The following is a 22,271-nucleotide window of genomic DNA, read 5'->3' on the forward strand; positions in this document are numbered from 1 at the left end:
GGCCGGGCGGTCGTCGGCCGGGCAGACCCCCGCCGGGGGCGGGGTCGGGCGGGCCGGGGCGACCGGCGCGCGCGGCGGGCACGGAGCCGCCGGCCAGGTCGACCGCCAGCACCCGGAAGCTGTACGAGGTGCCGTGGCGCAGCCGCGGCAGGGAGCCGGGCTCCACCCGTGAGGTGGTCCGCGCGCCGTCGCCCGGGGCGTCGGGCACCGTCTCGACGACGGCCTCGGTCTCGCCGTCCGGTCCGGGCGGCTCCACGTGCACGACGGTCAGCCCCGGTCGCGGCGCGGACAGGCTCCAGCCGTCCCACCCGGCGACCACCTCGTGCAGGTAGTAGCCGACCACTGAGCCCGAGGACGCCCGGTTGAGCGCCGACAGCTGGAGGAACCCGACGTCCGGCTCGTCGGTGAGGACGGGCACGTCACCCGGTCCGCCGGTGACGGTCACCCGCCGCCGGTGCAGGCTGTGCCAGCGGCGGGTCGCGTCGTCCCAGACCTCGACGCGGATCCCGCGGACCAGGTCGTCCAGGAGCAGCTCGCGGGTGCCGTCGTCCGCCGCGAGCGCCTCGGCCCGCTGCACCCGCGCGAGCACCTCGGTCGAGCGCTCCCGCCGCGCCAGGGCGAAGCCGGTCGAGCGGAGGGTGGCCGGGGCCGAGGTGGCCGGGTCGCCGTTGGCCTCGCTGGCGTAGTGCCGGGCCAGGGTGCGCGCGTGCTGCTCCAGCTTGAGGCCGGCGGCGTCCGGGTCCGCGTCCAGGACCACCCAGTCCTCGTCGCCCAGCGGCAGCAGTCCCGAGACCCACGCCTCGCTCGACCGGGCGGCGAACAGGTCGCCGTCGACGACGACCGCGGTCCGGCGCGGGGGCAGCACCTGCAGGTCCTCGGCGGGGGACGTCATGGTGACGCTCACCCAGGTCGCCCCGGCCAGCGCCGCCCGCGCCGCCGCCCCGCCCCCCGCGCCGCCGTCGTCGGTCTCCAGGACGACGTCGACGGCCAGCCCGAGCCGGCGCAGCAACGACGGCGTGGACCCGAAGCCGGCCACCCGGGCGTGGAAGTCCTGCTCGGGCCTCTCGGGCCGGGGCGTGGGCACCGCGTCCGGGTCGGGCAGCCGGCGCGGCGGCTCCTGCGGCTGCTCGGGGCGTTCGTAGTAGCGGCGGACCGCGTGCGCGTCCACGACCAGCTGCAGCCCGGGGTCGTCGAACCGGCCCTCGCCGGCCAGCCGGTCGAGCCTCTCGCTGGTGCGGGTGTCGGCCCCGGGGTCCTCCAGCAGCAGCTGCACCGGGGAGGGCCGGTCCTCGACCTGGCGCTGGTACGGCGGCAGCGGCGGAAGCTCACGGCCGTCCCGGGGGCCCTTCTCCTCGTCGTCGTCCGCGGTCAGCGGGCCCAGCGTCGTCACGGCGTCCTGCAGCCGGCGGGCGAGGCGCTCCTGGTCGCGCCGGGCGCGGACGGGCGCCTCCTCGAGCAGACGGCCCAGCGCGCCCTGGCGGTCCAGGCTGGCCATGGTGTGCAGCAGTGCGCCCGCGACGGGGTCGCCCTCCAGCCCGGGTCGCCGGGCGGGCGCGGCGGTGACGGCCGCCAGGTGCAGGTCGACGGCGTGGTCGCTCATCCGGCTCGCCGGCAGGGTGCGCCAGGTCTCCTGCGACAGCGTCGGGGCGGGGAACCCGGCCACCGGCATGGTGGGGGGCAGCACGGCGGCCCACGAGGCGGCGTCGGCCACGGACACCACCCGCAGCGGGATGCTGCCCGCCGGGTCGAGCGACGTGGTGAGGGAGAAGGTGCAGCCGGCGAGCGTCGTGGGCCAGTCCACGGCGGCGGGGAAGTCGGACAGGACCGTGCCGTCCACCAGCTTGTGGGTGAGGAACACGGTCAGGTGGGCGGCGGCCTCGTCGTCGAGCGAGCGGGGCAGCGCGGTCGCCAGGACGGTGGTGGGCATCGGGTCCTCCTGCTCAGGCCGGGACCGGGGCGAAGGCGTCGCAGTACGCCACCCAGTCCGCGTTGAGGCCGTCGTCGTCGTCGGGCGGCATGACCTGCGCCATCGTCGGGTCGCCCGTGGAGCCCGCGAGCTTGCGCTCGACCGTGATCTCCACCGAGGCGGAGAAGAACAGGACCTCGACCTCCACGACCAGCGACGCCCGGCCGACGAGCTTGCCGGTCTGGAACTGGTAGGTCAGCGACAGCTCCAGCGTGATCGAGGCACTGACGAGCCCCAGCACGTCGACCTCGCCGCGGATGCGGAAGTACGCGGTCAGCAGGCCGGCGTCGGCCTCGAGCCGCAGGTACACCCCGACCGAGACCGACACGGAGCCGGACGCGACACCGAGGTCGACCGACAGGCTGGCCGCCGCCTCCAGGCCGAGCTCGAGCAGCACCAGGCCCTTGGGCGCGGCCCGCAGGCCCAGCCACCCGCCGCCGCCGACCATCATCACGGTGAGCCGGAACGGGGCGTCCTTGGAGCAGAACCGGAACCCGACCGTCATCGCGTCGCCGAGGAACGGCACCCGCGCGTCCGCGCCGAGCGCGATGTTCTCCAGGCTGAAGACGCCGACGGACACGTTGGGCAGCGCCAGGTCGAAGCCGGCGGTCACCCCGGTCGGCGCGACGTCGACGTAGGGCGGGTCCGAGAAGCCGTCGAAGGGGATGAGCCCGCGCAGCCGGTCGACGAACGACAGCGGCCCCAGGAAGCCGATCCCGCCGAACACCACGTCGACCTCGGGCTTGCCGGTCGACCCGGCGTGGAACGCGATGCGCCGGAACATCAGCTTCATGAGCGCCGTCCCGCCGGTGCCGACGAGGTTGAGGTCGACGTCGGAGATCTCCGCCAGCACGTCGACCGCCGGGGGTGCGCTCGCCGACGCCCGCACCACCACCTCGACGAGCAGCGGGTGCGCGTCCTTCGGCAGGAAGATGCCCGGAGCACCCGGGAGCAGGCCCCACGGCGTGATGGCCGGGCGCCACGACAGCCGCGCCGTCACCTGCCCGGCCGCGAGCCCCTGCAGCATCTCGGCAACACCCTCGGCCTCCGAGGCGAGGGCGGTGAGGGTCCGGAGGGTCCGCACCGGCCCGTCGAGCGAGGACCGCACCGCGGCGGGCACTCCCGGCACCCCGACCGCCACCAGGAGCGGGTCCAGGTCGCCGGCCAGGGCGACGGCGGCGGGGCTCAGGGCGTCGGCGGTCCCGGGCAGGCCCTCGACGGCGTCGACCAGGTCGTCCAGGTGGGTGCGGGCGGTGGCCAGGCGGGCGTCCAGGGCGTCCTTCGCGGTCTGGGCGACCGCCCTCGCGCCGGCGTGGGCGGCCCCGGTGACCTCGGCGCCCAGTCGTCGCTCGGCCTCGTCGAGCGCCGCCCGGAGGCGCTGCGCCTCGCCGAGCATGCTCGCGAGCGCGTCGAGGGAGTCGGACACGAACGCGGGCGCCTCGGCCAGGTCGCCGTCCGGCTCCAGCAGCTCGAGCAGGCTGAACAGCCCGAACAGCTTGGGGAACGCGCCGGCGAGGAAGACGGCCGGGTCGAACCTGCCGTCGACCGACGGCGACGGGCCGGTGCCGTCCTCGCCGACCGCCCCCAGCACCCGCGAGATGCCGCGGACCGTGAGGTTGGGCGCGACGAAGCCGCCCGAGCGGTCGGACCCGCCGGTGAAGTCCACGACGGGCGCGGTGCCCGGCTTGAGCGCCAGGACCAGCTCGCCGGTGTTCGGTGCACCGGGGACCGGTGGGGCGTCGACGCCGCGCACCGGCAGGCCGTCCGCGAGGTACGGCTGGGCGAAGACCAGGTCGACGGCGGGTGCCTGCGGGGACAGGTGCCGCATCGAGGGGACGACGGCGCGGGCCTCGAGGAGGAACGGTCGCGAGGTGACGGCCTCGGCATCGACGACGCCGTCGAAGAGCAGGTGGCCGACCTCGACAGAGGTGTCCCCGGCCTTGACCGGCGGCGCGACGGCGAGGGTCTGCCCGCGCCCGAGGATCTGCCGGACGGGGGTGTACAGGCCCGAGGCGAGCTCCGGCCGGACCACGACCGTCCGTCCTTCCCGGCTGAGGGCCTGGACGAAGACGAGCGGCGCGGCCCAGCTGCGGTCCTGGCCGCCGCGGTCGACCGTCGTCAGGGTGAACGGGAACGGCACCCCGCCCCGGGTGGGGACGAACGGCTGACGGTCCTCCGGTGGTGCGTCGATGTCGGGGGTGACCAGCGGGCTGAGGGTGACCTGCGCGAACGGGTTGTCGCGGTCGGTGGCGGGGTAGGTGCGGGTGGGCTGCCGGACGACGATGAACCAGCGCTTCCACAGGTACGCCACCGGCGTCTCGCGGTGCTTGATCTCGCGCTCGGTCACCTCGACCAGGAAGCAGCGGTGCCCGAAGGGGAACAGGAACCCGGGGTAGGCGACGCGGACATAGCCGTCGCGGCCCATGAACGCCTGGTGCCGGTAGTCGACGACGCTCCCGGACTCCCACGACTGCTTCCAGTCGAACCAGGCCCCCAGGCTGGACAGGGCGAGGTGGCGCACCTCCAGGGGAGTGTCTGCGTTCCGGGGGTCGGCGCCGGTGGTCTGGTCGACGACCGCGCCACGCGAGAAGGCATCGAGCGACATCTCGAAGCCGGGCTGGGGCGGGTCGACGCGGCCGTCCCGGTCCCGGTTCCACAGGGCGCGGACGACGCGCTGCCCGTCGTCCGGGTCCGCCCCGCCCCGGGCGGCGCCCTCGTCTCGTGGTCCCTCGGCTGCCGGTCCCTCGGGCTCGCCGTCCGGGCGCTCCTGGCCGTCGGACCGGCGGACGCCGAGGGCGGTGCGCCACAGCTCGCTGCGCCCGGCCGGCCCGACCGGGTCGCCGGAGTGGCGGAACACCCCGCGGGCGCTGGGCGAGACGACCAGCCGGTAGGGCGCCTCGATCGCCGTCTCGCGGTCGGTCGGCGGCTCGAGCGACCCCTCGCCCGCCGTGCCCGCGGGCGTCGCCGCCGGGGCGACCCGCAGCTGCAGGCGTTGCAGCGCCTCGAGCACGTCGCGCAGGGTCCACGTGATCCGGGTGCCCTCCGGCAGCTCGTAGACCAGGCGGCTGGGCTCCGCTGCCCGGTGCGCCGACGGCCGGGTCGGGGGGAGGGTGGGACCGGGGACCCCCACCGGCCAGGTCTCCTCACCCAGGTGCTGCGGCGGGAAGTGCACGACGAGCAGCGCGTCCGGACCGGCGACGAGCTCCGCCGAGCCGTCGGTCGGCTCGATCGTGCAGCCCGGTGCCTCCAGCCGGAGGTCGATCAGGTCCTCGGTTCGCAGCAGGCGCACCTCGACCGGCTCGCGCCCGTCGCGGCCGAGCTCGTCGGGCTCGCGGTCGTCGGGCTGCCCCATGAAGCACCGTTCCTCGCTCGTCACCCCGCTGGCAGGCAGCGCGGCGGGTGGTCCTGCGCCGAGGCGCGACGGCCGACGGCGAGGTGCGAGAGGCGGCCTGCGGGAGTGCGCGTCGCGGGTGGGGTCGACCCTGCCGCGGCGGCCCGGCCTCGCACCGGCCCGGTCGTCGACGGCAGGAGTGACGCTACTCAGCGTGAGGACGGTGTCAACGGTGATGGGTCGGCGTCCTCCAGTCCTGTCCGTCCGTGACCGCCCCTGAGGTCGTCCCCCGCGTCCGGGGTACCGGGCTCGTCGTAGACCGGGCCCGTCGTCACTCCTAGTCTCCGTCCGAGTCAGGACGGCAGACCACGGCCTGCTGAGGCGCGGGTGCTGGCGAGGCCGCGTCGACCGAGCCAGCGGGGGACGAGGGTGGGCCCCGTGGGGCTCGAACCCACAACCCGCGGAGTGATCCCGGGGTGTCCCGGCGCGTTCGCTCGCGTGCAGTTTGTGCAGGTCAGGGGGCTAGCGGGTCCGGTTGTTCTCGGCGGTCGAGGGACGCTGAGACCGCGGGCGTAACCGCATCCTGACCGCTCCTGCGGGTCACCATGGCTGTCGCGATGACGCTGGCTCAGCCCTCCCGCCGCGTCGTGGGCTTCCCCGGCGTCGTGTCCTTCGGCACGGGTCCATCCTCGTTTCCAAGGTCATGAACCTCCACCGAACCCAGGGCGCTTCAACCGAACAGTCATGTGTCGGTATGGCGGCGCCGTGCTAGCGCGTGCCCTTGCTTCTGGCACCTATCTGGCACGGTCGCTCGGGGGCGGCGCCTCCCGGCGGGCTGTTGCCGAGCGGCCCCACATTGCCGTGAGCCAGGTCTGGGCCGAAGTGCCCAGCCCGCCGCTTCGTAGGCAGCCGCACCTCCGACCGCAAGGTTCGTCACCTGTGCGGATGATTTGCGTGCCATCGTCGATGTGCTCCGACGCCCCCGGCACTACAGCGCAGCGGTCGACCGGGGCTGGCGCCAGGCCAGCGTCGCGACGAGCGAGCACCCAGAAAATATTCAGGCAAGCGGACTGGACAACGGTCGGCGCGGGCGGAGCACCACGGCGCACGACCTTGGTGGCCCGACTGGCGGAGCCGCCTAGTGAGTGCGCCGCTGTCTTCGACCGATGAGGTCGTAAGGTCCTCAAGATGTCGACCTACTCCGCAATGGAACGCTTCGCAGAGGCGCAGCGTCGCCTCGTGACGCAGGCGAGTGACTTCTCACTGGAGACCGTCGCGGCCATGGTCGACACCCAGGCGATCGACCCCTCGCCGGCCTACCAGCGACGTGCAAGATGGAGTGTGTCGAAGCAGTCGGCGCTGATCGAGTCGTTTCTGCTCAATGTCCCGGTTCCTCCGGTGTACCTCGCCGAGGAAGAGTTCGGCTATTACAGCGTCATCGACGGCCAACAACGCATTACGGCTGTTCATGATTTTATGCGAGGTCGGCTTGAACTGCGAGGGCTTAAAGAACTACCCGAGCTCAATAACGCCAGGATTGACGCACTGCCAGAAGCAATGAGGAACGCGCTACGCATGCGCCCGTATATCAGGGCGGTGACGCTCCTGCGCCAATCAGACCCGGACCTGAAGTATGAAGTCTTTATCCGCCTTAACCGTGGCGGCGAACGGTTGACTGATCAAGAAGTGCGCAACAGCGCGATGCGAGGCCCGCTGAACGATCTGCTCATTGAGCTTGGGTCGAATCCATTCCTCTGGCAGCAATTCAATATCACCCCGAGCTCAGAGCGGTTTGCTCAGATGGCCGACGTGGAGTACGTTCTACGCTTTCTGACGTTGCTGCATAGTTGGCCATCCTTCACTGGCGACTTGTCTCCGTCCATGGACCATTTCATGCTTGAAAACGCACACGCGGGCCGGCAGGGTCTGGAACAGTTCGCGCTTGAGTTCAATAGCGCCCTTGTCCGGTGCGAGGAAATATGGGGCGTAAACGCCTTTCGTCGAGCAGAGCAAGACACCTGGCGGGGGCGAGGGCTCTTAGGTATGTACGACGCCGAGATGCTCTCTGTGGCGCTTCTGTCCGAGGCAGAAGTCAATAAGGCAGCAGCACGAAGCGACAATGTGTTGCGCATGACGAACAACCTCTTTGACGACCCAGAGTTTGTCAAGGCCGTTACGGTCTCGACCAATACGTCGGCGAGACTGAGGTTTCGCGTCGAGGCCCTTATGCATCTCTTGCGAAACGCATAGTCGGGCAGTGTCAGCAAGAGAGCGGCTGGTTCGGAGTCTGCGGGCGCTTCTGAACCACATCGACTCAGGGGGCATACAAGACATGGCCTTACCTGGGACCGATGCGTCTGAGGCGACGCGCCTTAAAGAACGGCCTGTCTGTCACCGCCTTCGCCTGTTTCGAAGTCTTCATTCGGGAACGCCTGGACGAACTACTTGTCGAGTTAACGAAATGTCCTACGCTGCCCGATTTCGATCAACTCCCAGAAGCCCTTCAGATGGCCGCTACGAAAGGCGTCGTGGATGCCTTACGCTTTCAACTAAACCAGCGGCGTGAGAACCTCGATACACAGACGGTCGTGGCGCTATCACAGCGACATGCTGGAATGATCGCATCGACGGCCGGCAGGCCCTTCGAATTGTCGGATTGGTCGTTTGGCTGGGCGAGCAGCAATGTGGGCCCTGGAGTCTTGGTCGATTTTCTCAATGCCCTCAAGGCGCCGAAACTTTACAGCGAAATCCCCAAGGTCCTACAAGATGTCGACTTCGACTACGCAGCCGCAGGTCTTGCGGACGGCAACAAGTTCGCGTTAGCGCGCCTCGGTGGGTGGCGTCATGCTGCAGCCCACGACGCCACGGCGTCGGTCGATCTCGCACTGCTGCGAACTCGAATCACAAGCTATTTATCTGTGGCGTTCGCTTTCGACCTGCTCGCATCCTTCGCGATGCGCGTGCTCGTAGATGAGTTCTCGGGTTATGGGGAGGTTGCGCCGGATAGGAACTGTCTTCTCCTGCGGCAATTTGTGCCAGTGGTGCCAGCATTTGAATTGCAGGACATCTCTGGAGGTCGATTGCAGTCCTACTACGCCTGGGCGCAATGTCGCGCAGACATCGGCGAATTGCCGACGCCTCTGACTGGCGCAGTATTCGAGCGGGATGTACAGGGTCAGATCGTCGATTGGTTCTTCCACTGATCTAGAGGTGTGGCGGCAGTTCAGTGGATGGGCGTCCGTCGTCTTGCCTCTTTCTCGTCGTTGTAGCGGAGTGCCACCGGATGCGCGATTGGTACGGTTTGGGGGGCGGGGCACCGAAAGGCTGGAGCTCCTAACGCCCCGAGACAATAGCGAGGCGGTAGTTCGATGTGAACGGTCGCGTCGAAGTCGTGACGGTGATTAGAGACCGACGACGCACCGTACATATGGTGCTATCAGGAGAGACTATGCTTATGCAAAGCGGCGTCATAGCGAGGCGAGGGTGGTAGCTCGCTGCCTTTAAGCAGTATCTTGCGCTCGGCCTTTTCAGGAGGGGTAAGCCGTCGGTCTCCACAGGCGCAGGGATGCGAGCAGCGCTGCGCCGCACTCGCAGGCCGCCGTGCCCGTCGCTGCGCGCAGGCGAACCCGTGGATTGCTGAAGGCGCGCGCCGCCCGAAGCGATCTCCCCCATTGCCAGTCCACGGTAGAGTGTGAAGCATGGCAAAGTTGGTCGTGGTGCTGGACACCAACGTCCTGAAAGAAGACCCCGTCCTGAATGGCCCCGCGGTGAAGCGGCTGTTCGCGTTGAGTCGGCGCCAGATGCTGCACGTTGCCATCCCCGAGGTGGTGCTCCTGGAGCTGAGGCGTCAGTACACAGACGTCGTCGAGGGGAAGGTCGCGCAATTGCGCGGGATGCCCTACAAGGCCAAGGAAGCATTAGCAGAGTTGCGTATACCCTTGGATCACGAAGAGGTGAAATTGCCCTCGTTCCCGGACCTCGACTTGGCTGCGATGATGGAGAGTTACTCCGATACCGTGACGCTCCGCCTCAGTGAAGCGGGGGTAAGCCGTCTCTCGCTCCCGCGAGTCTCGCACGCTGATGTCTTGCGGCGCGACCTGGAGCGCCGGTCCCCTTTCAAGGCGAATGGCCGCGGTTATCGCGATACGTTGATTTGGGAGAGCATTCGCGAACTATTCACTGAGGCGCTCGCCCTCGTGTTCATCACCCGCGACGGTGACTTCGTCGCTGGCGGCAGCCTGAAGGATGACCTAAGCCCGGATGTGCCAGGGTACGTCCAGGTTACTTGCGCCGAGGACATCGACTCTGCTTTAGCCCTGGCGACCATACAGGACTTGGTCTCTTCAGTCGAAGCCGACTATGCCGAGTCTTTCGCTTCGGCCGAAGACATCGCCGTGGCATTCCTTGAGTCGGCAGTTGAGCAATTGCAGGATGTCGACGTGCCGGAAGATGTGTTGCGTAGTCAAGGAATCGACCGAAGCGTCTACGATGCGACTATCGAGGCGGCGGAGGGTCTTCATGCCGTCATCTGGTCCCCTTACGACGAATTCGATGGCACTACTGTGTTGGGCGAAGCCTCACTTTTGATCGCGGCCACCGCTGTCGGTTATGTTGATAAGGCGGATTCTGCTGCACTGGCAGATGAAGATTTGGCGGTCGTCAGTTGGGACACGGAGGATCGAGCACAGGTTCAGTTCCAGGTCCGAGCCCGAGCGGAGTTCGATCTCCGGATCGAGGTATCGGGTGAGTCCGTTGAGGATTGGACATTCGGCGGCTTGTCGCCGGAGTAGTGCTCGACGGGACTGTAATCAGCCGGGCGCCCATTGCCATACCTTTTTTACATCCGCGCCCGCAGAGGAGCTTGAGTTTCTATCCATAACCTCAAAGACTCGTTGGGCGGTGGTCCAAGCGGCCTCGACGTAAACCGGTGATGCGTCCGCTGAACGAGCAAGAGGCTGACCTTGTGTCAAGGGAGACAGATGTTTCCATGTGTTTCGGCTCTGCTGGGACTTCGGGCCCGAGCGCCGGAAAAGTAGATGACTGCGGCAGTGCGGTTATTCTGTGCGGGTGTCGCCAAGGACAAAACTTCTGTTTCTCGTCCGTTTTCGTTCCCATGGAAATCCTCAATCGTATGGTCGGGGCCGCGACCATTGCTTCGGCAGTTGCGCCGTGGTGCACGACTTCAGCGGTTGCCGACGTCGGTGCGGTCCAGGTCGCGCCGCGCGGGGCAGCCGCCGTGCCAGGGTCACGCTGCGCGCGAACCGGGTAAGAACCCGGGCGAGGACCCTCTACGGCATCGACTCGGTCCGGGAGTGTTGGCACTTCCTGTCGTGAAAGGCCCAGGAACTGGCGAACGATCTTCTTTAGCGCCGAGGTGCCGTATCAGCCGCCGGTGAGACCCGCGGGGGGACGTCCATGGGCACGGTCCTCGGCCGGAGCGGGTTTGAGATGCCTGATTGCCAAGGCGAGGGCGGGGGCAGGGCTGTGCGGCGGCCTGGGGTTCGCCACTCCTCGGTCTTGGTCGCGGGGACGGCTCCGGCGGGGGAGCTGCTGGCGTTCCAAGCATGCGCGGGCGGGGAGTCGTCAGTGACGTAGCGAATCTCTTGGGACGGGTCGGGGTCGGTGAGCAGCGTGGCCCGCCACAGCATCTCGAACCACGGATCGGCGACCCTGTCGTCGGTGCGCTCCGCCCGTGTCCTACTGGCGGCAAGAGGCCCGCTCGCTTCGGTAGGTCGCACGGCTGAGGCGAGAATTGCGTCGACCGGCCATCCTCGCTGCACGCCTCGCTCGACGGCGTGGCCGAGGGCCGGCCACCAGGGGCTGTCCTCCACGGTCTGGGCGTGCTCCGCACCCAGGACGGCGATTGCGGCTGCCGGCCACGCGGTTGGACATGGGCGCGTGGCGCTGGCGCCGGGGGTCGTGGGTGTGTTGCGGGTGACGCGCCACCACAGGGCGGCGGCGTGGTCGTCGGGCACCTGCCCTTGTGCGGCCGCGTCGACGAGCACGGCGCGGGCGTCCACGCCTGCGCGGGACAGTCCTGCGAGCCGGTCCGCGAGGTCGGTGCGGAACGGGTCGTGGCCGGCACTGGGTGCGAGGCGTTCCACCAGGTGGCCCCATTCCTGCCATGCCGGTGAGGGGCCGCCCTCGATCCTGCGCTGCAGGCTCTGCTGCCAGGTGCGGGCGGCCTTCTGCAGCTGGGGCGCGCCGGTGGGGCGCCGGTCTGCGGGGTCTACCTGGACGGCGGCCCGCCACACGCGCAGGTCCGCAACGACGTCCGGCGGCGGGCCCGCAGCACCCGCCGGCACCCACCCCGGGGACCCGTCGACGTCGGAGCGGACCTGCTGAGCCAGGTCGACTACGCGGGCGGCGCGGTCGGCGAGGTAGACCCCCCAAGTGTCGTCTTGAGCGAGGCGGGCCGGGACGGCGGGCAGCCAGGGCAGCGGCCCGGGACTGGTGCTGCGCAGGCCGGTGTCGTCCAGTCGCCAGTCGAGGACCGCGGCCGGGTCGACGGCGTCACCCAGGGGTCCTCTCTCCGCGTCCGCCCGCAGCGCCTCGGCGGGGTTCGCCCCGCTGGCGGTCAGGAGCAGCAGGTGGGCCCGCAGCACCGGCCAGGCGGGTGTCTGGTTGATGCCCGGCACCAGGTCGTCCGCCGCGTCCTCGACGGCGGACACGACTTCGGGGCCGGTGATGTCTTCGGCGGCGAGGCCGAGGGCGTCGAGGTAGCGGGCGGTGGCGTACCCGAGCTGGACGGCGGGGTCCGCCTGGTCGCGCTGCAGGGTGGCCGCCGAGGTCGGGCTGCCGTCGCGGGCGAGGATGGCCTCGAGGTGCTCGGTCGCGGTGCGAGGGTGCACCACCTCGGGGCGCACGACGCCGTGGGGGTCGCCGTCCCCGACGACGGGCAGGTAGACGTGGTTGGCGAGGCGGCCGCGAGTGAGCATCGTGTACAGCTGCTGCCGAGACAACGTTCCCCCCCGCCCTCCGTCGTCCCCCCCCGCCGACGAGGCCGTGCATGGTGTCCACGGACAGGCCCTGGGCGCTGTGGACGGTGGTGGCGTACCCGAGCTCGGTGCTGGTCCGGACGTAATCCGCGGGCAGGCGCACGCTGCGCCCGCTCCCGAGATGCCTCGCGGTGACTGCGCCGTCGTCGTGGGTGGCGGTGAGGGTCCAACGGTCGCCGTTCTTCACCCAGTCCGTCGCCGTCGTCCGCAGCGACCGGTCGTTGGTGCGGGTGAGGAGCAGGTCGCCCTCGCTGGCCTCGTTCCCGTCCGCCAGCCTCACCATTGCCAGCCTCACGACCGTAGGCCCGTTCCCTTGCTGGGTGGCGAGGCGGTGGGCGCGGGTTCGCTGGTTCAGGTCGCTGACCAGCTCCCTGGTTGGGGCCAGCATGATCGAGTCCAGACCGGCGGCGCGGTCGTGCTGCCAGGCCTGCAGCACCTGCGCGGTCATGGTGGTGAGGTCGCCGACGTGGACGCGGTCGTTGTCGAGGTAGAACCCGAGGGCCTCGGGTCGGCCTTCGCGCAGCGCCAGGCTCGCGGCGGCCTCAGCCCGGTCAGCGAACCGGAGGAGTTCGTCGAGGCGGAGTGCGCCGTGGCTGGCCTGGATGTCGCGCAAGACGCCGCCGGCGCCGATCGCGGCGAGCTGCTGGTCGTCCCCGACGAGGCGGACGCTGCCGCCCCGCCCGGCGACGAACTCCACCGCGGCGTGCAGGGAGATGGTGTCTGCCATGCCCGCCTCGTCGATCACCACCAGCGTGCCGGCATCGATGCCGCGGACCCAGTCCGGTGCGGACGCCATTGTGGCTTCGCCCTGTGCCACGCCCCTCGCATGCGAGTCGTGCGCGGTCTCGTGGGTCAGTGACCAGGTGAGCTTGGCCAGGGTGTCGGTGCGGGTGCCGGTCGACTCCCGCAGCGCGGCCGCCGCGGCAGCGGACGGTGCAAGCCCGACGACGTTCCCCCCACCCTCGGCCCAGGCGGCGGCCAGCACGCTCATGGCCGTCGTCTTTCCCGCCCCGGCCGGGGCGATCGCGAGCTGGACCCGCGCGCCGGAGGTGGCCATCTCCCGCACCAGGGCGGCCTGCCCGGCGTTGAGGGTGGTGCCGTTGGCGGTGGCCTCGAGCAGCGCCACGTCCACGGCCCGGGCGTCGACCGCGTGTCCGTCCCGCTGCCCCGCGAGCTCCACGAGCCGCCGCTCCGCCGCGAGGACCGCGGCCGAGGTGTAGAGGTCGCTGCCGGCGACCCGGTAGACGCTGCTGCCGTCCGCCCGCCGCAGCCGTCCAGGCTCGCCGAGGAGCCGCCCGTCCACCCTGCGCTCGGCGGTGCTCAGGGCGACCGACCGTCGGTGGAGGACTTCTGCGACGAGGGCCTCGACGGCCTGCTCGCTAGCTGGCACCGAGGCCCCGGCGGCGCGGACCTGGCGTTGTGCCTCGGCGCGGACGTGCCACACCTGCCACGTCGACCGGTTCTGCTGCAGCGCAGCCAGGGCCCGCTCGGCCGCGCTGTCCAGCCAAGCGGCGTCCCCCGCCGGGTTTGCGTGAGTCCGGCAAAAGGCGGGGGCGAGGACCTTGCCCAGCATCCGGTGCAACCCGCCGCCCTGACCGAGCACCTCATCCGCTTCCACCCGCCACACGGTTCGCTGCTCGGCGAGGGTGCGGGGTTCGTGCTTCGCGGCGCGGGTCTCCAGATTGGCCTGCTGCGCCAGGTGCAGCGTCTCCACCGGGGTCGGGGGCCGACCGTGGTCGCGCTGGAACTGGGCGGCGAGCTCGCCGCGGCGGGCGTCGATGTCCCCACGGCGCGTGGCCCACCGCTGCAGCAGGACGGTGTCGATCCCCACCACCTCCCGGACGGGCCTCTTGCCCGCCTCCGACCGAGAGGTCACCGCGCGGGGCTCGAACTGCAGCCCCAGGTCGTCGCGAAGCCTGGCCTCCAGGGCGGTGTTGTACGTCTCCGACGCCGCGACGACGGCCTTGAGCAGGACCCGCCCGTCGATCGACAACCACCGACCGTCCGTCCCCCCGGAGCTCGTTCCCCCGGGATTTGTCCCGCCGGAACCTGTGCCGCGGGTCTGGACCTTGTTGGCGACGGCTACGTGGGTGTGGAGGTCGGGGTCCCCGGCCCGGCTGTCCCGGTGGGTGAACGCCGTCGCGACCAGGCCAGTGACGTCGACCTGCCTCACCCCGTTCGTGCCGGTCCGCGTGTACAGGGCGTGGGTCTCGATGAACCGCAGCGCGTCGGCCACGGCGCCCTGGTGGGCGCGTTCGATCTGGGCGGCGACGTCGGGTGGGGCGACCGCCCAGAGGGCGCTGACCGACTTCACGGGGGAGAAGGCCAGGTCGTACCCGGCCACGGCGGTGGCCCGCGGCCGCGACAGCCGTGCGATCGTCCCGGCTAGTTCCCGGGCGTCGCGGGGTGAGCGGCCGTGCTCCTCGGCGAAGATCTCCCGCGCCACCTCGGTCCGGACCCGGGCCCGCTCGTCGGCGGAGACCGGCTGCCCGGCCGTGAGACCGGAGTCGCCGATCGCGGCCACGCGTCGGGCGACCTCCATGCGGAACGAGCTCACGTCAGCGGCGTAGACCTTGAAAGGAGCTCCCAACCGAGTCGCGGTTTGCCGGTCCCGTGCACCCGGCCCACGTGCATCGGCGTCGTGCTTCGCCTCGAGGGCGGCGAGACGGTCCGCGGCCAAGGGGTGGTGCCCGAAGCCGAACAGGGCGTGCATCTGCTGCTGTGTCACCGGGTCCCCGGCGGCCAGGCCGTCGATGCCAGCCAGACCGGACCCGATCCACTGCCCGGGCGCCTCGCCCCGCTCGGTGTAGTAGCTCGCCAGGCCGACGTGGCCCTTCTCCGTGGCGTCCAGGGCTGCGACCTGCCGGGTCAGGTAGTCGTACCCCGACCCGGCCGTCAGCTTGTGGACGCTCATCACAATCACACAAGCCGGGCCCTCTGCCCAGGCGCTCAGCCTGGAGCCCCGTACCCCCCGACAATGCAAGAGGTGTGTGGCAGATGATCTTTCGCCCTCGAACCAGGGGGGAACGAAGGGACCGTGCCGGCGTCCCGAGCCTGCGGCGGGGCTAGGCGACCGGGGGCTAGGGGAGCGGGGGCTAGGGGAGCGGGGGCTAGGGGAGCGCTGCGTATGGCTCGGAGCGGGATGCCAGCTCGGGCTGCGACGGGACGCAGCCGGGCCGGAGGGCCGCAGCCGGCACCAGGAGCGCCTGCTGCTGATCGACGCGACACCTGGTTACAGGCGACGCACCCTGAAGCCTCGCGGCGCGTCCCCTGCCCGCAACAGCCTCACAGGACTGTCGGCGACTAAGCTGGGTCGGTGGCCCGGTCGGATGTGGGGCAGGCGGCCTGTGTCCCTCAAGGCCGCCACCCTGCCTCCTTCTCGTCGCCTTGCCAAGGAGCGCGACGTTGAGCGAGGCAAGAAGGAGAAGAGTGAGCAGTCCCGATCGAGCCTTCACGTTCGTCGACTTGTTCGCCGGGATTGGCGGCTTCGCCGTCGCCCTCAGGGACCTCGGCGGCGAGTGCGTCGGTTCGGTCGAGCTCGACCGTCAAGCAGCTGCGGTCTACGCCCTCAACCACGGCACAAACCCCTTTGGTGACATCACGGAGATGGCGAACGAGGATCGAGTCGCCTTCGACGAGCACACGGTCCTCGCTGCGGGATTCCCGTGCCAACCTTTCTCGAAGTCCGGCTCCCAGAAGGGCATGGACGAGGTGCGCGGCACGCTCTTCTGGAACATCCTTAAGATCGTCGAGGCGCGTCGCCCTGCCGTGCTGCTGCTCGAGAATGTCCGAAACCTGGCCGGACCGAGACACCGCCACGAGTGGGACGTGATCGTCAAGTCGCTACGACAGGCCGGATACCACGTGTCTTCCCGTCCGGCGGTCTTCTCGCCCCACCTGCTGCCCTCCGAGCAGGGCGGCCAGCCACAAATTCGTGAGCGAGTGTTCATCACGGCCACGTACTGGCCCGAGCGATCCTGGGAAGATCCCGTTCCTGCGGTCCAGAACCGCATGGTCCGCACGGACCCTTGGGACCTCGAGAACGACCTGCCTCTAGACTCCCGTCGGCACATTCCAGGCTGCGACCTGTCCGCAGACGAGCGTCGTTGGATCGATGCCTGGGAGAACTTCCGACAGCTTGTCGTCGCCAGCCTTATGCACACCGCGCCCAACCGCCTCCTCGACGAAGTGCGACTGCCGGGCTTCCCGATCTGGGTCGACGCGTGGGAGGACGACGCCGATCTGGAAATCCCGGAGGGCACCCCCCGCTGGAAGCAGGTCTTCCTCCGGAAGAACGCGACGTTCTACACACAGCACCGGTCAGTCCTCGATCCTTGGATCAAGCAGCACGGCGTGATGGCGTTCCCGCCGTCGCGGCGGAAGTTCGAGTGGCAGGCACAGCAGGAGTCCTCCCTGTGGAACTGTGCAATCCAGCTTCGGCCGTCGGGTATCCGGGCCAAGCGAATGACTCACCTGCCGGCCCTCGTCGCCATGTCGCAGACGCCGATCCTCGGGCCGAAGCGGCGGCGCCTGTCGGTCGCCGAGGCTGCTGCCCTACAGGGCCTTCCCTCCGACTTCACCTTCGGTGATCAGCCCGACTCCGCTTCGTACAAGCAACTTGGCAACGGTGTGAACGTGGGCGTCGTGCAACATGTTCTCCGTCAGCACGTCTCGCGGGACATCGAGCGCATCCGGCTGATCGCGCCAGACCTGCTGGCTGCTGTGGGAGTTGTGCCGGTAGCTCCCGTGGAAGCCCAGCTTTCCTTGGTGTGAGGGACCGACGCGAGATGAGGTACGAGAGCGCGCGGACGAAGGCCGAGGTCGTCGCCCGGATGTACTTCCTGGGCAACCGCGTCGCGGAGCCGCTTGGCCCGGGCAGCAAGGAGAAGAAGTCGGCACTCGTTGCCCTTGGGCGCCATCTTCAGATGGACCTCGAGCCCGTCGCAGGCAAGCACGAGTGCGCGCGCCTCATCGCAAGCGCGTTGGGCGTGCCATGGGACGACACGTGCATCTCCGCTGGTGACACGATCACTCTGACAGGGCTGAACCGACTGGTCGACGGAGCCGTCATGGCACACATCACGGCCGGCACCAGCCCTGTACGTTCGCTGATACGGGAACTGGCCGGCGTGAACCCGGCACCGCGCTGGGACGAACGGGAGGCCGACAACGTGGCAGCAGATTTCAGCGAGATCGAGCAGAACATTGCTGAGGCCCTCGCCGAGCTCGCCTCAGGCGGTGCGACACCGCTGAAGGTCGACGTCGCATGGTCTGATCCGTCTTCCGGCACGGACATCTCGCTCGAGGACGGAAGCTGGCGGACGCCACTCGCGGCCGTACAGGGCTGGCTGGCGCTTCCTGCGTCGATCGACGCGACGGACTCACAGTCGTTCGACCGTTCCCTCGGTCAACTTCTCGGAGTCAGTGGCTCGACCGTCGCCCCGGGGCCTGAGCTCTTCGAGCGGCTTCAGCAAAGGCTGGAGCGGGCGGTCGCGATCAGGCAGTCGTTTCACGAGGCGCTCGAGTCCGATTCGGACAGCTCAGCCACGCTCGAGTCAGCGTCCATCTCGTGGGAAGCCGCGTGGGGAGAGGTCGAGGAGGTAGAGGAGGCCGAGGCGAGCGGCCCGATCAAGGCGGAGGCGTCGACGTGGCCGATCGCGCAGTTCCGACAGTACGCCATGGACGGCGAGATGGACCTCAACCCTTCCTACCAGCGGGCAGACGTCTGGCAGACGGCGGATGCCCAGATCTTGATCGAGTCCGTGTTGCGAGGCATCCCCCTCCCGTCGGTGATCCTGCTACAGCGCAACACAGAGGACGGGGACCGCTACGAGATTGTCGACGGCAAGCAGCGGCTCACCTCGTTGCTCCGCTTCACGGGCGCGCACCCCAGGGCCCTTGCCACAGTCCGAGCCAAAGCAGCGGAGTGGGGCGAGACCCCGGATGAAATGCTCGGCCTCTTCACCACCGACTACCCCCGGTTCAAGAAGATATGGCGCAAGCACGAGGCGACGAACCTCAGCGCCAAAAAAGAGAAGGAACTCTACTTCCCGTTTGCACTGCGGTCGACGAACGCCCCCGCACTCAGCGGGGATCTCGATCAGCTCCGCGGGCGCTACTACTCCGAGATCAGGTCCCTTGCGATCCAAGTGGGAAACGCGAAGAAGAAGATTCGAGCCCTCTTCGAGGAAGTGTCCGACTACCGGATCCCGGTAATCGTCTACTTCGAAGCCACAAGCCGTCAGATCCACGAGGTGTTCAGTCTCTACAACAAGCAGGGCAAGCACCTGAACGCAGAGGAGATCCGGAACGCCGCGTTCCACGAGCTCGACTTCATGCGAGCATTGCTCGCGATTGCCGGCGACGCCGACGGGTTTGATCGGGTCGCCCCGTTCCTGGCGCCCGTGTGGAACGACGTGAGTTCGACGGGCGTGGCACTGGCCGACCCCACTGGCCCCTATGCCTTGCCCGACGCGGGCTACAAGCGGACGAAGGCGCTGTCTTGGGTCGCCGCTGCGCTCCTGATGGAGGATGAGAGCGCGTCCACCCGCTCCACCACAGCGCACATCAACGACCTCCTGAAGCGGATCGAGACGCACGCTGACGACCCCCTCCGGAGCCAGCAGGCGGTCACGGAGGCGATGAGTTGGCTCGGCGCGGCCATGGATGCGCACCAGGCAGCACCCATGCAGATCTGGGGATCGAAGTTCCGGGGAACTCAGCCCCGGTGGCAGGAGCTCCAGCTGGTTGCGTCCCTGGTGGCGCTCGCCGCAGCCAGCACGCTGCTCGGCAACGATCTCTCCGATCGCATCGACGAGCGCGCTGACGAGCTCCGGGCTGCGTCCGATCGGTGGGCTCGTCCGAAGAAGTCCCAGTCGAGGGAGCAGTGGCAGTTCATCGGTGGGGTCGTGCGAGAGTTTCTTGACGTGCTCGGGGTGAGCGCTGAGGCAGCCGACGGCGAGATCCGCTCCCGATACGGGACCTCCGGGCTCCGCGAGCTGGTCTCTCTCCCCCAGCTCACGGAGTGGTCTGACCAATGACCCTCGGCGGGCACGAGGTAATTCGCCTCGCCTCGTCGACGACCGGATGGCTCGCCGACTACGAGCGGGCGCTCACCTCGACCGCTCTGGTCGAGACAAGTCGGCAGGTCGTGCTCGAAGACTCACAGTTCATCGCTGACCGCGCAGCGCTCGACGTGGATGATGCTCGCTGGGGTTCATCGCGCGTTCGCACCGGGGTCGTCATGGGTGCCGTCCAATCGGGCAAGACCGCATCGATGATCGGAGTGGTCGCGCGAAGCCTCGACAACGGCGTAAATGTCGTGGTGGTCCTCGCGGGGACCCAGGTGTCGTTGTGGCAGCAGAGCATGGGCAGGATCCAGTCGCAGCTCGATGGGGGCGTCAAGCCCTTGCTTCGCCGCGTCTTCCTGCCGAACCCCGACGACATGACCTCCTCACGTCGAGCGGGCCCGGCGGCGGCCTACGGCCTCCCCGCGGGCCAAGCCAGTCGGGCGCTCGAGCGGGGACGGCCGATCATCTTCGTTGCCATGAAGCAGGTCGATCACCTCCTGCATCTCGGGCAGGTACTTCACAAGGTCGTCTTCCCAGCGGCAGCGTCTGTAGGTGTTCCGGTGCGGCTGCTCGTCGTCGACGACGAGGCGGATGACTCCTCGATCGCGGACGACGGGCTTCAATGGGGAGCCCTCGACCTCGACGCGTACAAGCAGACCCCCCGCCGGATCGTCGACCTGTGGGAGAGCAGGAGTCAGCCCGGCCAGACCGTGTCGGAGCATGTCTTCGCGACGTACCTCGCCTACACGGCGACCCCGCAGGCCAACTTTCTCCAGGATCCGGAGAACCCGCTGTCGCCGCGAGACTTCGTCGGGTCCCTCCGGACTCCGGGGCCGAGCGGCGCCGTCACACCCCGCACCCTCACCTACCGAGTTCCTGAAGGCCTTCGAGGGTGGTACACGGGTGCGGACACCTTCTACGGAGAGCTCGCCCCGGAACTATGCGTTGCGAGTGGTGCCGCCAAGATGGGCGACGAGGCCACGGCCAACAGTGCCGACGCCGAGAACGCCGACTCGGCCTCCGGGGAGCTCGACATCGCGGAGATTGTCGACGCGACCCGCGCGTACCTCGTTGCCGCTGCGATCAGGGTGAGCAGGGCTTCGGGGTGTCTGGGACCGACGTCGGCCCGAGCGAGCACGTTCGCCTCCCCGGGAGACGTCGAGCGCCGCATCACCCCCATCTGCTCGATGCTGATCCACCCGTCGTCCGCGATGGAGTCGCACTTCGAAGTTGCCGACGCGCTCCAGGGCTGGTGGAACCTTGGGACGGGGCAGCACGGCGACGGGGTCCTCGCCGACATGGCCGACAACGAGCAGGAGTGGGTCGCATGGGTGGAGCGGTACCGAAACTCCAGCAAGGCAGTCTCCGCCGCTCACCACATCCCGGGGGGCTTTGCCGACGACCGTCATGTGCCGGAATGGGACGCGTTGCGCCAGCTGATCGTGGACGAGGTCGTGCCGGGCACAACGATCGCGGTCGTCAACAGCGACCCGAACGCAGACGATCGTCCGTCGTACCTTCCGTGGTGCGACGCGGACGGCTGGCACCCACCTCGCAACCATTCGACGATCTTCGTGTCAGGCAACGTGATGTCCCGAGGACTCACCCTGGAGGGGCTGCTGACCACGCTCTTCACGCGCAGATCGTCGGCACCGTTGGCGGACACACAGATGCAGATGCAGCGGTGGTTCGGCTACCGCGGCGCCTACATCGACCTGTGCCGCGTCTTCCTCTCTCCTGAGCAACTCATGCTGTTCGCGCGCTACGCGGATGCCGACCATGCCCTCAGGTCACAGGTCCTAGCCGCCATGGAGTCGTCGGAGTCACTCCCCGACTTCACGGTGCTCCAGGGCCACGCGTTCCAGGCCACCGGCAAGGTAACCGGCCTCGTGGGGCGACAGTTGCGGCCCGGATCACGCCCTTTCGTTCGGCACCTCAATCCGCCAGGTCAGGACACCACCAACCTCGCAGTCGTGAGCAGACACTTCGCGACCGCCCATCGGTCCGGCCGCTTGAAGACGGATCCGCGAGGACTTCTCGCCCTCGACGATCTGTCGCTCATCGAGTGCGCGGCCCTTCTCGACCAGATGCGCTACAGCGACCACGGACTCGTACCACTCGAGTCGGATCGGTGGCGCGCCCTCGAGCGGCAGGCGGCACTCCAAGAGGGCGACCCCGAGTACCCGCTCTATCGTGCCCCACCCGTTGGCGATCAGGGTCTCGACCTGGGAAGCCGCTCCCCCTTCGTCATCGCGGCGTACCTGCGGTTCTGGGCAGCGTGCCTGGACCGAGACGTCCGCGGGGTGTTCACCGACGATTCCCCTCCCCAACGCTGGTCGCTCTTGAACCGCGACGCAAAACGCCTGAGCCAACCGCGGTTCCGTGTCGCGGTGCGGTTCGGTGCGGGTCTACCGGTGTCGGCTGGTCCGTTCGTCGACCTCAGCAAGTCGATCGGACTCGACATCCGGGCCATGGCGCGCGACACGACGGAGGAGGGTCTCGCCGCCCTGTGGGGTTCCCGCGAGGCGACCGCAACGGGCTATGTCGGTGACGACCTCTTTGACGCCTCCCTACTAGGTGAGGCCCCGCCCCTGCACGCCGATGGCACGAGAACGGAGGGGGCCCCTGGGCTTGTCCTCTTCCACCTCATTGAGCGCTCTGACGCCGGAGGAATCGCGATCGGACTCAGCATCCCGAGTGGTGGCCCCGACCATGTGGAAGCCGTGAGCACGCTCCGTCGGAGGGGGACGAAGACCCGTGCCGAGTGACAGCACTACCTTCGAGACGTTGCGGCACGCCCTCAAGTCGGCCTTGCCAGCCCCATCTGCCCAGGAGCGGCGCATCCAGTGGGTAGGGGGCGGGCACCGGATTGGCTTCGCCCGGGACAGCAAGGGTCGGCTGGAGGT

At 69.1% G+C, this 22,271-nt stretch carries 9 protein-coding genes; 6 read left to right on the top strand and 3 right to left on the bottom strand.

The window, feature by feature from the left end:
• Both WCS02_RS02805 and WCS02_RS02810 read right to left on the bottom strand, forming a co-directional pair.
• The coding region (locus tag WCS02_RS02805) for a hypothetical protein (RefSeq protein ID WP_340289431.1) at positions 1–1,927 on the bottom strand (1,927 nt) is incomplete at its 3' end.
• 13 nt (positions 1,928–1,940) lie between these two features.
• Positions 1,941–5,318 (bottom strand): hypothetical protein, encoded by a 3,378-nt coding sequence (locus tag WCS02_RS02810; RefSeq protein ID WP_340289434.1) that lies wholly within the window; start codon positions 5,316–5,318, stop codon positions 1,941–1,943.
• A gap of 1,167 nt (positions 5,319–6,485) precedes the next feature.
• On the opposite strand from WCS02_RS02810, the gene WCS02_RS02815 reads away from it, so the two are divergent.
• The 3 genes from WCS02_RS02815 to WCS02_RS02825 all read left to right on the top strand — a co-directional run bounded on the left by WCS02_RS02815 (position 6,486) and on the right by WCS02_RS02825 (position 10,087).
• Positions 6,486–7,547 carry a GmrSD restriction endonuclease domain-containing protein gene (locus tag WCS02_RS02815; RefSeq protein WP_340289437.1) on the top strand — a complete coding sequence of 354 codons (1,062 nt, stop codon included), beginning with the start codon at positions 6,486–6,488 and terminating at the stop codon, positions 7,545–7,547.
• Between the two features lie 101 nt (positions 7,548–7,648).
• The gene (locus WCS02_RS02820; RefSeq protein WP_340289439.1) at positions 7,649–8,500 is read left to right on the top strand and encodes a hypothetical protein; all 852 of its coding nucleotides are present in this window, start codon (positions 7,649–7,651) and stop codon (positions 8,498–8,500) included.
• Between the two features lie 495 nt (positions 8,501–8,995).
• Complete coding sequence (locus WCS02_RS02825) at positions 8,996–10,087, top strand: PIN domain-containing protein (RefSeq protein ID WP_340289442.1); 1,092 nt, start codon at positions 8,996–8,998, stop codon at positions 10,085–10,087.
• A 1,723-nt stretch (positions 10,088–11,810) separates the two neighbouring features.
• Here WCS02_RS02825 and mobF read toward each other — a convergent pair.
• Complete coding sequence (gene mobF / locus WCS02_RS02830) at positions 11,811–15,209, bottom strand: MobF family relaxase (protein ID WP_340289445.1); 3,399 nt, start codon at positions 15,207–15,209, stop codon at positions 11,811–11,813.
• Positions 15,210–15,724: 515 nt separating this feature from the next.
• Here mobF and WCS02_RS02835 point away from each other — a divergent pair.
• From WCS02_RS02835 to WCS02_RS02845, 3 genes are read left to right on the top strand one after another with little or no spacing between them, the layout of a single operon-like run.
• Positions 15,725–17,068, top strand: a complete 1,344-nt coding sequence (locus WCS02_RS02835) for a DNA cytosine methyltransferase (protein WP_340289448.1) — start codon at positions 15,725–15,727, stop codon at positions 17,066–17,068.
• A 14-nt stretch (positions 17,069–17,082) separates the two neighbouring features.
• Positions 17,083–19,335, top strand: a complete 2,253-nt coding sequence (locus tag WCS02_RS02840; protein WP_340289450.1) for a DUF262 domain-containing protein — start codon at positions 17,083–17,085, stop codon at positions 19,333–19,335.
• Complete coding sequence (locus WCS02_RS02845) at positions 19,332–22,133, top strand: Z1 domain-containing protein (RefSeq protein ID WP_340289453.1); 2,802 nt, start codon at positions 19,332–19,334, stop codon at positions 22,131–22,133. Before WCS02_RS02840 ends, WCS02_RS02845 begins: the two co-directional genes overlap by 4 nt.
• The last annotated feature ends 138 nt before the right edge of the window (positions 22,134–22,271 follow it).

It is taken from the genome of Aquipuribacter hungaricus (assembly GCF_037860755.1).
In the GTDB taxonomy this organism is placed as follows: Bacteria; Actinomycetota; Actinomycetes; order Actinomycetales; family JBBAYJ01; genus Aquipuribacter; species Aquipuribacter hungaricus.